This is a genomic window from Aeromonas sp. MR7 (genome assembly GCF_963899385.1).
Classification (GTDB): Bacteria; Pseudomonadota; Gammaproteobacteria; order Enterobacterales; family Aeromonadaceae; genus Aeromonas; species Aeromonas bestiarum.
Window position 1 is genome coordinate 162,706 of the sequence record NZ_CAWQXH010000001.1, and the last position, 14,864, is coordinate 177,569.

The window sequence follows — 14,864 nt, forward strand, 5'->3', positions numbered from 1 at the left end:
ATGCAGCAGAGGGCCGGCGGCCGACCCCGTGCTAGCGACTGGCCAGCAGGGCGGCATGCTGCTCGGTGGTGAGCCCGAAGTGGCCGGGATAGGCCAGCCAGACCGGCATGCCTTCCTTGGGCAGCCAGAGGTGGCGGCCCAGCTCGGTCCAGTTGGACGGAAAGTGAAAATCCGATCCCACCGAGATATAGAGGTCGTGATCCTTCGCCCACTGGCCCAGGTTGGCCCGCTCCTGCGGGCTCTGCTGGGGCAGTGACACCTCCATGGCATCGCCACCGGCCGCCTTGAAGGCCACCAGCAACCGCTTGATCCACTTGGCAGTGAGATCGTAACGGCTGGGATGGGCCAGTACCGCCAACCCACCGGCGGCGTGAATGGCAGTGATGGCCTCGCTCATCTCGGGCCACTCGGCCGGGGCATAACCCTTGTTGCCTCGACTCAGGTACTTTTTGAATACCTTCTGCATGTTGTCGGCCACCCCGCGCGCCACCAGCACACGGGCAAAGTGGGCCCGGGTCACGGCGGCATCACCGGCCAGCGCCTTGGCCTCTTCATAGGTGCCGGGGATCAGGCACTTCTCCAGACGGCGCCCTATTTCCAGCGCGCGCGCCTCGCGGCGAGCCCGTTGCCCCGCCAAAAACGCCACCAGCTGCGGATTTTTTTCATCCACCCCCAGCGCCACTATGTGGATCTCGTGATGCTCCCAGCCGGTGGAGATCTCGACCCCGCTCACCAGCCGCAGCGGCAGCTGTTCGGATGCTATGGTGCGGCGCACCTCATCAAGCCCGTCAAGGGTATCGTGGTCAGTGACCGCTAACACTTCTACCTGTTTTTCGGCGGCGCGGCGCACCAGTTCGGCCGGGCTCAACACACCGTCGGAGGCAGTGGTATGACAGTGAAGATCGAATCTCATCAGGTTATTCCGCTCTCATGATCAGGTCACCATCGGTGAAAGAAGGCTAAAAAGCGACTTGACTTGGCCGCGGCTTTATCGTTTTCTGTAGGCACTTCATTGCAAACAAAATTTTACAGGACTCTATCATGCAAACGACTTCCATCCTGACCATCTGGTGGTGGCACACTCCCTGACATGCGGGCGTGTGGTCGTTGCTGTATCTGTAATCTGACAGCAAATTAAGAACCCAAAGAAAAAGCCCGCTGACCCCAGCGGGCTTTTTTATTATCCGGCAAATGGACCTGTGATGAAACCGAGAATTCAGACAAGAACACTGACCTGGCGATGGCGACCCTACTGAAACCGCCTAAACCAATTTAATTTCCAAGGAATTCAATGTCATGAACATCGGTAACACGCATCACACGCAAGGGAACGCACTATGACCGTCAATACGACTCGCTTGCCCCTGGGTGAATTCGATACCCTCAAGCTCAACGCCCCCTATGTGGCCGACCCGCTGGCGCTCTACACCCGACTCTGCCAGGGGCGCCCCAACAACCTGCTGCTGGAATCGGTGGAGATCGACTCCAAGGCGGGCAAGCAGAGCCTGCTGCTGGTCGATGCCTGCCTGCGCATCGAATGCCGGGGCCGCACAGTGCGGGTTCGCACCCTCAACGACAACGGCGCCCAGTTGCAGAGCCTGCTGGCCGAACGCTTGCCCGCCGCCGTCGCGCAGAGCATGGTGGATGGCGAGCTGCAGCTCGACTTCCCGGCCTCCGATCGGGAACAAGATGAAGACTCTCGCCTCAAGGGGAGCAGCGTGCTGGACGTGCTGCGCACCCTGCAACAGGAGCTGCAGTGCCAGTTGGGCAACGACGCCCTGTTTATGGCAGGCAGCTTCGCCTACGATCTGATCGCCTCCTTTGAAGATTTGCCGCAGGTGCCGGAGGGGAGCAACAACTGCCCCGACTACTGCTTCTATGTGGCCGAGACCCTGATCACAATCGACCATATCGAGCGCTCAACCCAGTTGCTGGCCTGCATCTTTGGCGGCGACAGCGATGAGAGCCAGGTGGAAGACAGATATAGCCGCCTGAGCGATCGGATCACCGACTTCAAACAGATTTGCCAACAAACCCTGAGCGCCGAGCTGGCCACCCAGCCCCTAACCGGCGGCATGAGCGTGGACAAGGGCGACAAGCAGTTCTGCGCCGAGGTGGAGAAGCTCAAGGGCTTCATCCGCCGTGGCGACATCTTCCAGGTGGTGCCGTCCCGCTGCTTCTCCCTGCCCTGCCCGAACCCGCTGGCCGCCTATCGCCGCCTCAAGCAGACCAACCCCAGCCCCTACATGTTCTACGTGCAGGATGAGGGCTTCACCCTGTTTGGTGCCTCGCCGGAGAGCGCGGTCAAGTTCTGTGCCGCCAGCCGCGATGTCGAGATGTACCCCATCGCCGGCACCCGTCGCCGGGGCTTGAACCCGGACGGCAGCATCAACCGGGATCTGGATGGCCGCATCGAGCTGGAACTGCGCCAGGACGAGAAAGAGGTGGCCGAGCACCTGATGCTGGTGGATCTGGGCCGCAACGACATAGCCCGCATCTCCGAGCCCGGCACCCGCTACGTCAAGGAGCTGCTCAAGGTGGATCGCTACAGTCACGTGATGCATCTGGTCTCCAAGGTGGTCGGCACCTTGCGTTCCGATCTTGATGCCCTGCACGCCTATCAGGCCTGCATGAACATGGGCACCCTCACAGGTGCCCCCAAGATCCGCGCAAGCGAGCTTATTCGCATGGTGGAAGGCAAGCGCCGCGGCAGCTACGGCGGCGCCGTCGGCTACATCAACGGCGCAGGCGAGATGGATACCTGCATCGTCATTCGCTCGGCCTTTGTCAAAGATGGGGTGGCCCATGTGCAGGCCGGCGCCGGTGTGGTGTATGACTCCAAACCCCAGGCAGAAGCGGACGAGACCCGCGCCAAGGCGGCCGCCGTGCTGGCCGCCATCGCCGCCAGCCATGGCACCTCACTGCAAGCCCTGAGCGCCCAGCAGGAGCAACATAAGGACGCGAGCCATGACTAACATCTTCCTGCTCGATAACTTCGACTCTTTCACCTACAACCTGGTGGATCAGTTCCGCTCCCTCGGTTATCCGGTGCGGATCTACCGCAACAGTCTGCCGGCGAGCCGCATCATGAGCGAGATCGCCGCCTGCGAAGGGGATGCGGTGCTGGTGCTCTCGCCGGGGCCGGGTGCGCCTCACGAGGCGGGCTGCCTGATCGATCTGATCAAGCTGGCCCGCGGTCAGGTGCCCATCCTCGGCATCTGCCTCGGCCATCAGGCCCTGTGCGAAGCCTACGGCGGCACAGTCGGCGCGGCGGGTGAAATCGTCCACGGCAAGCGTTCGCTCATCGAGCACAACGGCCACGGCGCCTTCGCCGGCCTGCCGAGCCCGCTGCCGGTGGCGCGCTACCACTCACTGGTGGCCACCTATGTACCGGAAGAGCTGACTGTGATTGCCCACTATCAGGGCATGCCCATGGCCATAGAGCAGCAGGACGACAGGGTGCTGGGCTTCCAGTTCCATCCCGAATCCATCATGACCTCGGAAGGGGCCCGCCTGCTGACCCAGGCGCTCGCCCATATCACCCGTCCAGTTAGCAGTGTGCGGTAAGGAGACCAACATGCATCATCATCTCAACACCCTCTATCAGGGTCAGTCTCTGAGCCGTGAAAGTACCCGTGACGCCTTCGGCCAGGTGGTACGTGGCGAAGTGGACCCCATAGTGCTGGCGAGCCTTTTGACCGCCCTCAAGATCAAGGGGGAAACACCGGAGGAGATCGCCGGCGCTGCCGAAGCCCTGCTGGCGGAGGCGCGCGACTTCCCGCGTCCAGACTACGAGTTTTGCGACATAGTCGGTACCGGTGGCGATGGCCTCAACACCATCAACGTCTCCACCACCTCGGCACTGGTGGCCGCCGCCTGCGGCCTAAAAGTGGCCAAGCACGGCAACCGCTCGGTCTCGAGCAAGTCGGGCTCGAGCGACTTGCTGGACAAGATGGGCATCAAGCTCGACATGAGCCCGGCGCAGGCGCGCCACTGTCTGGACGAACTCGGCATCTGCTTCCTGTTCGCCCCCCAGTACCACGCCGGAGTGCGCCACGCCATGCCGGTGCGCCAGGCCCTCAAGACCCGCACCCTGTTCAACGTGCTGGGGCCGCTCATCAACCCCGCTCGCCCCACTTATCAGCTGATGGGTGTCTATGCCCCCGAGCTGGTGCGCCCCATCGCCGAAACCCTGCTGGCACTGGGTCTGAAAACCGGTATGGTGGTTCACGGCGCCGGGCTCGACGAGATTGCCATCCACGGCCCGACCCAGGTGGCCCAGATCCGTGACGGTGAGATCCGCGAATTCATGATCACCCCGGCTGACTTTGGCCTGGAGACCTATCCGGTCAGCGCCATTCAGGGCGGGGAGCCTGAAGAGAACCGCGCCATCACGGCCGCCATTCTGGCAGGGAAAGGCACCCCGGCCCACAACGCCGCCATCGCCGCCAACGTGGCCCCCCTGCTGCTGATGGCAGGCAAGGCCGCGGATCTCAAGAGCGCGGCGGCCCAGGTGCTGGCGGTGCTGGCGAGCGGCAAGGCAGCTGAGCTCGCCGCTCGCCTCGCTACCCTGAGCCATCAGGAGGCATGATGTCAGCCATGAACCAGCACGGCACTCACTCAGGCACTAGCTCAGATCGCCCGCAGGGCAGTACCCAGTTTCGCAAGGATAACGAGATGTCAGACCTTATTGCCCCCCATGCCTTCCTGAACATGGCCTCCATCAACCAGACCATTCTCGGCAAGATAGTGGCGGCCAAGCAGGAATGGGTCGCCGCCCGCAAGCTGGCTCAGCCTCTTGAAAGTTTCAAGGGCGAACTGACCCAAAGCGATCGGGATTTTGTCGGTGCGCTCAAGGCCGGTTCCACCCGCTTTATTCTGGAGTGCAAGAAGGCCTCCCCCTCCAAGGGCTTGATCCGCGACGATTTCAGCCCGGAGGCGATCGCCGGCATCTATGGCAAATACGCCACCGCCATCTCGGTACTGACCGACGAAAAGTTTTTTCAGGGGGATTTCGCCTTCCTGCCGCGAGTGCGGGCCCGCGTCCAGCAGCCTGTGCTCTGCAAGGATTTCATGATTGACCCCTATCAGCTCTATCTGGCCCGCCACTATCAGGCGGACGCCATACTGCTGATGCTCTCCGTGCTCACCGACGAGGGCTATCGCGCCCTGTTTGCGGTGGCCAGGGAGCTGGGTCTCGGCGTGCTGACCGAGGTGAGCAATGAAGAGGAGCTGACCCGGGCCATCGCGCTGGGCGCCCCCGTGATTGGCATCAACAACCGGGATCTGCGGGACTTGAGCGTGGATCTCAACCGCACCAAGCAGCTGGCGGCCCGCATCCCGGCGGATCGGGTTGTGATCAGCGAATCCGGCATCAAGGATCGCACCCAGGTGGCCGAACTGCGCCACCATGCCAAGGGCTTCCTGGTGGGCTCCTCCCTGATGGAGGAAGCGGATCTGGAGGCCGCGGTACGCAAACTGGTGCTGGGCCAGAACAAGGTGTGCGGCCTGACCCGTGCCGAAGATGCCGCCACCGCCCATCAGGCGGGCGCCGTGTTCGGTGGCCTTATCTTTGTGGCAAAGAGTCCGCGCTACGTGGATATTCCCGCCGCCCGCACCGTGATGGCCGGCGCGCCGCTCTCTTACGTCGGGGTATTTCGCAATGCCCAGCAAGAGACCATCGCCAAGACGGTGGAGGCACTGGGACTGGCCGCGGTGCAACTGCATGGGGAGGAAGACGCCGCCTATATCGACAACCTGCGCCCGCTGCTGCCGGCAACTTGCCAGATCTGGAAAGCCGTAGGCGTCTCTCTCGGCAAAGAAAGCGGCGAACCCCTGCCCGCCCTCGACTTCCCGGTGGATCGCCTGCTGCTGGATACCAAAGTCGGCAACCAGAGCGGCGGCACGGGTCAGGCGTTCGACTGGGCCATGCTAGCCACTCTCGACAAGAGCAAGTTGATGCTGGCGGGCGGGCTGAATCCAGACAACGCCCTGCAGGCGGCCCAGGTCGGCTGCCTCGGCCTTGATTTCAACTCCGGGGTAGAAAGCGCCCCGGGCCAGAAGGATGCACACAAGCTGGCGGCCGCCTTTGCCGCCCTGCGCAACCTGTAACGCAACCCTTTTTGATGTTTCGATTTAGCTAATACAAGGAAGAAGCCATGACCCTGCTCAACCCGTTTTTTGGTGAATTTGGCGGCATGTATGTGCCCCAAATCCTCATCCCCGCCCTGCTCCAGCTGGAGAAAGCCTTCGTCGATGCCAAGGAGGATCCGGCCTTTATCGCCGAATTTCAGGAGCTGCTGACCGAGTATGCCGGTCGCCCGACCCCGCTTACCCTGACCCGCAACCTGACCAAAGGCACCAAGACCCGCCTCTATCTGAAGCGTGAAGACTTGCTGCACGGTGGCGCCCACAAGACCAACCAGGTGCTGGGTCAGGCGCTGCTGGCCAAGCGGATGGGCAAAACCGAGATCATCGCCGAGACCGGCGCCGGTCAGCACGGCGTCGCCACAGCACTGGCCTGCGCCCTGCTCGGCCTCAAGTGTCGGGTCTATATGGGCGCCAAGGATTGCGAGCGCCAGAAGCCCAACGTGTTTCGCATGAAGTTGATGGGCGCCACCGTGATACCGGTGCACTCCGGCTCCAGCACCCTGAAAGATGCCTGCAACGAGGCGCTGCGTGACTGGGCTGCCAACTACGACAACGCCCACTATCTGCTAGGCACGGCCGCCGGTCCGCACCCCTTCCCCACTATCGTGCGGGAGTTCCAGAAGATGATCGGCGAAGAGGCCAAGGCCCAGTGCTTCAAGAAAGAGGAGCGCCTGCCCGATGCGGTAATCGCCTGCGTCGGCGGCGGTTCCAACGCCATCGGCATGTTTGCCGACTTTATCGACAACCCTGAGGTGCGTCTGATCGGGGTCGAGCCAGGTGGTCACGGCATAGAGAGCGGTGAGCACGGCGCCCCGCTGGGTCACGGCAGCAAGGGGGTCTTCTTTGGCATGCACTCCTACCTGATGCAGGACAAGCAAGGGCAAATTCAGGAGTCCTACTCCGTCTCGGCGGGGCTCGACTTCCCCTCCGTCGGCCCGCAGCACGCCCATCTGGCCTCCATCGGCCGCGCCGAGTATGTCTCCATCACCGACAAGGAGGCGCTGGACGCCTTCCAGGAGCTGGCCAAATCCGAAGGGATCATACCGGCGCTGGAGTCCTCCCACGCCCTAGCTCACGCCCTCAAGATGGCCCGCAGTGAACCGGAGAAAGAGCAGGTGCTGATCGTCAACCTCTCCGGCCGTGGCGACAAGGACATCTTCACCGTCGCCGACATTTTCGAGAAAGAAGGAACCTTGTCATGAATCGCTACGCACAACTCTTCTCCCGTCTGGACGCCGTCAATCAGGGCGCCTTCGTGCCGTTCGTGATGCTGGGTGACCCCACCCCCGAACTCTCGCTGGCCATCGTCGATGCCCTGGTCGAAGGGGGCGCCGATGCCCTGGAGCTCGGCATTCCCTTCTCAGATCCGGTGGCGGACGGCCCCACCATTCAGGGCGCCGCCCTGCGGGCGTTTGCCAGCCACACCACCCCGGACGACTGTTTCGATCTGCTTGGCCGCATCCGCGCCAAGTACCCGCAGTTGCCCATTGGCCTGCTGGTCTACGCCAATCTGGTTTATGTACGCCAGATCGACGGTTTTTATGAGAAGTGCCAGCAGGCGGGCGTGGATTCGGTGCTGGTCGCCGACGTGCCGGTGCAGATGTGCGCCCCCTACAAGGCGGCGGCCGACAAGTTCGGCATCGACAGCATCTTTATCGCCCCGCCCAATGGCGATGCCGAGACCCTGAAACAGGTGGCGGAGCTTGGCAGTGGGTACACCTATCTGGTGAGCCGCGCTGGCGTGACAGGTGCCGAGACCAAGGCCGGCATGCCGGTGGATGGTCTCATCAACACATTGCGTGAGTTCAACGCCCCCCCCGCCCTGCTCGGCTTTGGCATCAGCGAACCGGCTCAGGTGCGTGAAGCCATCAAGGCCGGCGCCGCCGGTGCCATCTCCGGCTCCGCCGTGGTGAAGATCATCGAGACCCACCACAAGAACCCGGAGCATATGCTCACTCGTCTGAAGGAGTTTGTGGAAGGGATGAAGGCCGCGACCAATCGTTAAGGTCGGGTTGGGGTCAGTTGTTTGTGGCCCTGATCTGTGAGTTAGCATAACCATGCAAAAAATGGGGGGCGATCGCCCCCTTTCTTTTTATCTCGCTTGTACCCACTGACAGCTCCCGGCATGTTGCCCCCTCTCCCTTCGGGAGAGGGCTGGCATACCCAGCCAAGCAAATCTCTCACCTCAAATGTCACTGATGACTAATTTATTGATCCAGCACAGATTCCCGCCAGAACCCGCTTCTCAACTATTCACTCTCGCCCTTAAGATAGCCAAACGACAATCCCTCACTCGGGAGCGCACCATGGCTGCGATTGTTGCTATCTCGCAGGTTAACAGCAGCGAACTGGGAGCTGTCACTCAGGGGCGGTAGCGTGTTTTTTGTAGGTTGACGCAAAGCGTTGCGAAGCCCAACAGGCGAGCATTATTGCGCCAACCAGATCGGGATAAACAAAGATGTGGCAGATCTGTACAACAGATTTACAGATATATTTCGCGGTAAACGTTGGGCTTCACTTCGTGAAGCACCAACCTACGATTTTTAGCCCAAAGAACGAGATTTAATTTTAATCGAAAATTGAGGATAAATAATGAGTTATAACGAAGTAGATTGTTCAAGTTGGAATGAATTTAAATCGAAAATCATACATGATCTATTTCCTAGTGGTAGGTTCAAAAAGGGGCGTTTTTTGTTTCGAGGGCAAGGTGATGCAAGTTGGGCTCTTAGCCCTTCTTTTGACCGTTGGTACAAGGGTACTTTAGCTAACAAAGTAAAGACATCTGATGCTTTGTTAGAACAATTTAAAAAAGAATGCGAGCTAGAAAAACTGTCTGATGATATCCGGAAAAGTGATATCAACATGCTTAGTTTAGGTCAGCATTTTGGGTTACCCACTCGTCTACTAGACTGGAGCGAAAGCCCTTATGTTTCTGCATTCTTTGCATTTAGTAGCAACTTAACACGTAATCATGAAAATAATCAAAAGGTTGCTATCTGGGTTATTGATGCCGAAGATCCTATTTGGGATAAAGACCACGGTTGCGAAATCGTAAATGTTCCATCATTTGACAATGAACGCATTAAAAATCAGCACGGTAAATTCACATATTTGCGTTCAACTAAATCTTCAATTGAAGATTACATAGCGGAGTTTAATGGTGAGGGCTACTTGGTTAAGTACCTCATTCCAGCTGCAGATGCGGTTAATGCTCTAGCAGAACTTGATGCAATGGGGCTTAGTTTTTCTCGTATCTATCCAGGAATCTCGGGTAATGCGATGTCTGCTGAAGTTCGAGTTTTGGCAAATCTATAAAACTCTAGCAAAGCATTTAAGAGTGATCCCCAACGCTTGGCGTTCTTCACATCTTGATGTGCTGTAATGCTATCAACTAACATATTTGGTAAAAAAAATGATTAAAGATTGGACAATGATTTCCGATGACCAGTGGGAAAGCCTACTATTAGGAAACGGCTTTAGCATCGGAATTAGTGAGAAATTCAGATACGATTCACTACTAAAAATAGTTGATGATAAAAAAATTAAAATGTATCCGCATGCCAGAGACCTTTTTAATGAAAAAAAATAGGGACAACAAACTTTGAAGAAGTATTAAAAGTCATTTATCATGCATATCTAGTTAATTTTTACAACCTGGATGCAATCAGGAGTCTTTACTACAACGTCAGAAAATCCTTGATTGAGGCCGTCAACTTAGCGCATGTTGCTTATGAACACGTCCCTGTTGACCTCATTCAAGAACAGCTTTCTAATTATGAAATGATTTTTACCACGAATTACGACCTTATTCCCTACTGGTCAATGATGAGCAACAACTTCAATGGCTTCTGCGACTATTTCTGGAATGAATCATGCACTTTTGTGGCCAACAACACTGAAATATGGAGAAATGAAACTCCAATTCACTATCTACATGGAGCAATTCATTTAAAAACAACACCGACCGGAATAACTAGCAAGGTAAAAACGACTGGAGAAACATCAATAAAAAATATTATTAATGAGCAAGATCTTGAAAGCATTCCTCTTTTTATTTCGGAAGGAAAGTCAGATATTAAGCTTCGACGCATACGTGAAAATGACTATCTGAGTTTTTGCTACAACAGACTTATGCAGAACGATAAGAACATGGTTGTTTTCGGCCATGGATTGGATAAGGAATTCGACGAACACATTCTGAAAGCTATCAGGTCAAGTAAGGTTAAAAAGCTAGCTATAAGCGTATATTCCGGTATGCGCAATGCAGACAAAGCTGTCTTTACAAGCAGCATCAATGCATTCTTTGCAGATTCAGGAATTGAGTTGCACTTTTTTGAGTCATCAACTCACCCATTGTCAGCCCAAGCATAACAAGCCAATCTAGGCTGTGTTCTCAAAGTGTTCAAATTTCCGGTGTTGCAATTTTCGGCCATGAACAGAGATCCTAAAGAGGCCCACTCAGATGGCTTTTACGTAAATCAACGCAGTATTTATGGAAGGATGGACCCCATGAAATGGGGAGACCATTTTCAATGACTTGAAGAACACAGCCTAGCGGGGCCGCTAATTTCCAACGTTAAATGACAAAAGGGCCTTCCAAAAGTATCCGAACAAACAACACATCAGCCTCTCTATCTTTCTGAGCAAGATGTTGCATAACCAGAACACAAAAGATGGATATCCAATTTTTTATTTTTTACTCAGTCACGATATATCCAACAGCCCTTTCCAATCACACAACTACCGCCCCCTTCCCCACACCAGCCATCCCATCAACACCAGCATCAGCACAACCCCCGGCAGCCAGACCCAGTAGAGTTCGGAGAGGATCACCGCTTCACCTCGGGCGGTGAGATAGGCCTCCAGCTTGAAGGGGGCGACCCGGATCACCTGCCAGGGAGCAAAGAAACGCTCATCCCGCCACGGCCAGAGCCAGCCCACCCCCTTGCCGCCGGTGGTGAGGGAATCGAGCAGGCTGTGGGAGAGCAGCGAGACCAGCAGAAACGACCAGACGGTGGCGGCACTGGCCTTAAGCTGGCGGTGAAACAGCATGGCCAGAGTGGGCAGGGCAAAGGCAAACAGCAGTGAGTGGGTAAAGCCGCGGTGGCCAAAGACATGGCCGTAGGCAACCCCCAGTTTGAAGGCGAGCACGTCGGCATCGGGCAACATGGCGATGACAACCCCTGCCAGCAGCAGGCGCGGCGGGATAATCCGGCTGCCAAACCCGAGCCCAAGGCAGAGGGGCACGGCGGCGTGAGTGACTATGGTGGGCATAGGGTAAAGCTCCAACTGAAAACTTGTGCCTACCCTAACCTCGCTCGGTGAAGTGAAGGTGAAGTGCTCTGCCACATCGATAGCGCCCTCTTGTCGCCATCAACCAGCCATAAAAAGACCCCCTCTTGCCCAGCGGCAAGAGGGGGTCTTTTGTTTGAGCCGCTGACTAAGCGGCGTTCAGGTCAATCATCAGGCCAACGAGACAAAGATCCCGGCCAGGGTGGCGCTCATCAGGTTGGCCAGGGTCGCCGCCAGCACAGCCTTGAAGCCCATATTGGCCACATCGTGACGGCGCTCCGGCGCCATGGTGCCGATGGAGCCGAGCTGCACCGCAATGGAGCCGAGGTTGGCGAAACCGCACAGCGCGAAGGTGATGATGATCTGGGTATGGGCGCTCAAGCCCTCCTTGATATTGGCAAAGTCCAGATAGGCGACGAACTCGTTCATGATCACCTTCTGACCGATCAAGGATCCTGCCGCCATCATCTCGCTGGCGGGCACGCCAATCAGCCAGGCGACAGGGGCAAACAGATAGCCCAGCAGCTGCTGCAGGGAGAGGTGGGCCCAGCCGAACCACTCGCCCACCGTGGTGAGACCGGCGTTGATCATGGTGATCACGCTGACAAAGGCGAGCAGGATAGTGCCGATGGCCACCGCGATCTTCATGCCGCCCATGGCGCCGCCTGCCAGGGCATCAATGGCGTTGCTGTAGTCGCTCTTGTCGAGGGTGATCTCGGCCTGCTCGCTCACCTGCTGCTGCTCCGGCACCAAGAGCTTCGCCATCAAGAGGCCCCCCGGCGCCGCCATAAAGGAGGCAGCGATCAGGTATTTAAGATCCACCCCCAGACCGGCATAACCGCCCAGCACGGAGCCCGCCACCGAGGCCATGCCGCAGGTCATCACAGCAAACAGCTCGGAGCGGGTCATGCCGGCGAGGAAGGGGCGAATAAGCAGCGGCGACTCCCCCTGCGACAGGAAGATGTTGCCGGTGGCCACCAGGGATTCGGCGCGGCTGGTGCCGAGAAGGCGGTGCACGGCGCCGCCCAGCACCCGGATCACCCACTGCATGATGCCGAAGTGGTAGAGCACGGCGATCAGCGCGCTGATAAAGATCACCAGCGGCAGCACCCGCACGGCAAAGATAAAGCCGTTGCTGGCGAGATCGCCAAACACGAAGCGGATGCCACTGTCGGCAAAGCCGAGCAGGGCGGAGACGCCATTGCTCATGGCACCGAGCATGATTTGTCCGGGGGGGAAATAGAGCACCAGAGCGGCAAAGCCGGTTTGCAGGGCGAGCGCCCCCAGCACGGTCCGCCAGCGGATGGCACGGCGGTTTTCACTGGCCAGCCAGGCGATAAACATCAGGGCCAGCATACCGACCAGACTCAATAACAGTGTCATCTTGCACCTATGAAGAGAGGAGTTTCATATGGCAAGTCTGCAGACAGGCGTCGCGGGAGAACCGGCGGGAGAGGTGCCGACCCACGCGACACGCAGACCACAAACCTACAGGTTAGTGGCGGGTCCCATCCTGGGGTCATTCACGTTCCTGGTGACAGCATGTATCGGGTGACGCCAGCGCCGTCGCAGGGGGAGATGCGGCCGGGTAGCAGGTCGGGCGGCGATGCTACAGTGATCGCCGTCACAGAAAAAGCGGTAAAACGATTGGCTGGATTCACTTTTTCACGCCACGAATAGACATGGTCAAAGATGCAACGACCAGCCAATCTAGTGCCGACTTGAGCAGGAAAATGATGCCCCCGAGAACAACCTATCGGTGAAACATGCAGCCACGGTCGGCAGGAATGTTAATTTTCAATAAAATATCAATGCGTTACCAGTGAGTGCCAACCAAGTTCAGCATTAACATTCACACCAAAGACTATTTACTCACGCCACCAACAAGACCACCATTCGATTTAAAAACTTATTTTCTCAAACATGTTAATAGATAGTATGCAAGTAACAAAAACTCACCATCCAGCTTCACATTTTGGCCACAAAATCCCCACTCAGCCCCTACCAAAAACGACGTTTTTTTATAAAAAAGACCTATGAAACTGATTTTTAAGCGAATCACTTCCCGTTATCATGGCGTCGAACACAAGATAAAAACGTTTTCCAATTAAATGCTTTAAAATTTCTTTATTCTCATCAAAAAATATAAATTAGCTCATATAATGAGCGCCCAAATCTACTTTGCTCCAGACAGTATAAGGCCACAGAGCAAACAACTTAAATCGAAACAAAAATAATAACAAAGAAAATAAAAATATGATTATAAATAAATCTCAGCAAGGCATGAGTTAATAGAATTATATCATCAACAAGCAATTTTATTATTCAATGCACTCTCCTTAGCCTTGGATGGCACAGACAGTTTTTAAAATTATCAGTTCAGACTATTAGGAACACACGCAACATGCAAAAAATCCTGCTCGATCAAGCAATGGAACTCACACAAGCTCAAGGAGAGTGCTGGATTGTTTTAAAAGATGGTTCAATCAAAACCGTTAATATCGGCGATATACTTCCCAAGGGTGTGCTGCTGGTATCCCCCTCGGACGTAGAACTGACACCGCCTGCAATGGATAGTGTGGAGAACCATAGTCCCAATGAAACCATTGCCTCCGATGAAGGTGAAATCGCCCCCGCGGTAGAGCAGGAGCTGGCTGCCATCCAGCAAGCTATTCAGGATGGGCAGGACCCGACCGAAATCGCCCAGGCAACAGCCAGCGGCGGTGCTACCGCAGGAGGCATAGCGGGCTCCGGTAATGCTGGTTCCATCGTCACCGAACGTACCGCCAAGGCGACCATTTCCGAAGCTGGCTTTGATACGGCTCACAACAGCCGTGACCCACAACGCCAAGATGCACTGCCGGGTGACGAGATTGCAGGCAAGATCGAGCATCCTCCCATGGCCTTTGACCAGCAGCAGATCATTTCTGAAGACACGCCGACCCTGTTCGCTCAGGTTCCGGCTGCACTGGATCTCGATAGCGATGGCATCAACCCTCAAGGCTACTCCTTGGTGAGCGGAGTTCAGAACGGTCAACTGACTCTCAATGCCGATGGCAGTTATCAATATGTCCCCTCCCCCGAGTTTCAATCCTTGAAAGAGGGTGAGACTCGGCAGGTATCCTTTACTTATATTGCAACCGACCCGAGTGGCAACCAGAGTGCCCCGGCCACGGTGACCATTACCATCACCGGTACCAACGACACCGCCAGCATCTCCGTCGCCACCCCGGGCGCTGACCAGGGTGCCGTCAAAGAAGATGTCACCCTCACCACCGGCGGCAAGCTGGTCGCCACCGATATCGACAACGGCGAAGCCGTGTTCCAGCCCCAGACTCAGGTGAATGGCGACCACGGCACCTTCTCCATCGATACCAATGGCAATTGGAGCTATCAGCTCAACAACAATGACCCCGCCGTGC

At 56.8% G+C, this 14,864-nt stretch carries 12 protein-coding genes; 9 read left to right on the forward strand and 3 right to left on the reverse strand.

From position 1 onward, the window contains the following. Positions 1-31 precede the first annotated feature (31 nt). A complete protein-coding gene (gene rnm / locus AACW87_RS00760) occupies positions 32-913 on the reverse strand; it encodes an RNase RNM (protein ID WP_241326313.1) in 882 nt (293 codons plus the stop codon). Between the two features lie 424 nt (positions 914-1,337). Here rnm and AACW87_RS00765 point away from each other — a divergent pair, with 424 nt between their 5' ends. The 8 genes from AACW87_RS00765 (at position 1,338) to AACW87_RS00800 (ending at position 10,521) form a co-directional block, all read left to right on the forward strand. Further along, the gene (locus AACW87_RS00765; protein ID WP_241326314.1) at positions 1,338-2,975 is read left to right on the forward strand and encodes an anthranilate synthase component 1; all 1,638 of its coding nucleotides are present in this window, start codon (positions 1,338-1,340) and stop codon (positions 2,973-2,975) included. Next, positions 2,968-3,567 (forward strand): aminodeoxychorismate/anthranilate synthase component II, encoded by a 600-nt coding sequence (locus AACW87_RS00770; RefSeq protein ID WP_005319135.1) that lies wholly within the window; start codon positions 2,968-2,970, stop codon positions 3,565-3,567. The genes AACW87_RS00765 and AACW87_RS00770 overlap by 8 nt, the downstream gene beginning before the upstream one ends. Before the next feature lie 10 nt (positions 3,568-3,577). After that, the gene (trpD, locus tag AACW87_RS00775) at positions 3,578-4,591 is read left to right on the forward strand and encodes an anthranilate phosphoribosyltransferase (protein ID WP_043134228.1); all 1,014 of its coding nucleotides are present in this window, start codon (positions 3,578-3,580) and stop codon (positions 4,589-4,591) included. Beyond that, positions 4,591-6,111, forward strand: a complete 1,521-nt coding sequence (trpCF, locus tag AACW87_RS00780; RefSeq protein WP_241326315.1) for a bifunctional indole-3-glycerol-phosphate synthase TrpC/phosphoribosylanthranilate isomerase TrpF — start codon at positions 4,591-4,593, stop codon at positions 6,109-6,111. The genes trpD and trpCF overlap by 1 nt, the downstream gene beginning before the upstream one ends. Positions 6,112-6,158: 47 nt before the next feature. Beyond that, the gene (gene trpB / locus AACW87_RS00785) at positions 6,159-7,352 is read left to right on the forward strand and encodes a tryptophan synthase subunit beta (RefSeq protein ID WP_098983376.1); all 1,194 of its coding nucleotides are present in this window, start codon (positions 6,159-6,161) and stop codon (positions 7,350-7,352) included. Continuing rightward, positions 7,349-8,155 carry a tryptophan synthase subunit alpha gene (gene trpA, locus AACW87_RS00790; protein WP_241326316.1) on the forward strand — a complete coding sequence of 269 codons (807 nt, stop codon included), beginning with the start codon at positions 7,349-7,351 and terminating at the stop codon, positions 8,153-8,155. Before trpB ends, trpA begins: the two co-directional genes overlap by 4 nt. 587 nt (positions 8,156-8,742) lie before the next feature. After that, positions 8,743-9,465, forward strand: a complete 723-nt coding sequence (locus AACW87_RS00795) for an FRG domain-containing protein (protein ID WP_241326317.1) — start codon at positions 8,743-8,745, stop codon at positions 9,463-9,465. Positions 9,466-9,735: 270 nt separating this feature from the next. Further along, positions 9,736-10,521, forward strand: a complete 786-nt coding sequence (locus tag AACW87_RS00800; RefSeq protein ID WP_339385723.1) for a DUF4917 family protein — start codon at positions 9,736-9,738, stop codon at positions 10,519-10,521. A gap of 369 nt (positions 10,522-10,890) precedes the next feature. Here AACW87_RS00800 and AACW87_RS00805 read toward each other — a convergent pair whose 3' ends face one another. Both AACW87_RS00805 and AACW87_RS00810 read right to left on the reverse strand, forming a co-directional pair. Beyond that, complete coding sequence (locus AACW87_RS00805; protein WP_241326318.1) at positions 10,891-11,424, reverse strand: metal-dependent hydrolase; 534 nt, start codon at positions 11,422-11,424, stop codon at positions 10,891-10,893. Positions 11,425-11,613: 189 nt separating this feature from the next. Beyond that, positions 11,614-12,825, reverse strand: coding sequence for a NupC/NupG family nucleoside CNT transporter (locus AACW87_RS00810; RefSeq protein ID WP_241326319.1), 1,212 nt, complete (start codon positions 12,823-12,825; stop codon positions 11,614-11,616). A 1,021-nt stretch (positions 12,826-13,846) separates the two neighbouring features. On the opposite strand from AACW87_RS00810, the gene AACW87_RS00815 reads away from it, so the two are divergent. Beyond that, the coding region (locus AACW87_RS00815; protein WP_241326320.1) for a retention module-containing protein at positions 13,847-14,864 on the forward strand (1,018 nt) is incomplete at its 3' end.

Excerpts from the sequence above, each read along its gene's own strand:
- trpB (WP_098983376.1), top strand. The coding sequence starts at position 6,159 with ATGACCCTGCTCAACCCGTTTTTTGGTGAATTTGGCGGCATGTATGTG.
- AACW87_RS00770 (WP_005319135.1), top strand. The coding sequence starts at position 2,968 with ATGACTAACATCTTCCTGCTCGATAACTTCGACTCTTTCACCTACAAC.
- trpA (WP_241326316.1), top strand. The coding sequence starts at position 7,349 with ATGAATCGCTACGCACAACTCTTCTCCCGTCTGGACGCCGTCAATCAG.
- trpCF (WP_241326315.1), top strand. The coding sequence starts at position 4,591 with ATGTCAGCCATGAACCAGCACGGCACTCACTCAGGCACTAGCTCAGAT.
- AACW87_RS00805 (WP_241326318.1), bottom strand. The coding sequence starts at position 11,424 with ATGCCCACCATAGTCACTCACGCCGCCGTGCCCCTCTGCCTTGGGCTC.
- AACW87_RS00810 (WP_241326319.1), bottom strand. The coding sequence starts at position 12,825 with ATGACACTGTTATTGAGTCTGGTCGGTATGCTGGCCCTGATGTTTATC.
- trpD (WP_043134228.1), top strand. The coding sequence starts at position 3,578 with ATGCATCATCATCTCAACACCCTCTATCAGGGTCAGTCTCTGAGCCGT.
- AACW87_RS00765 (WP_241326314.1), top strand. The coding sequence starts at position 1,338 with ATGACCGTCAATACGACTCGCTTGCCCCTGGGTGAATTCGATACCCTC.
- rnm (WP_241326313.1), bottom strand. The coding sequence starts at position 913 with ATGAGATTCGATCTTCACTGTCATACCACTGCCTCCGACGGTGTGTTG.
- AACW87_RS00795 (WP_241326317.1), top strand. The coding sequence starts at position 8,743 with ATGAGTTATAACGAAGTAGATTGTTCAAGTTGGAATGAATTTAAATCG.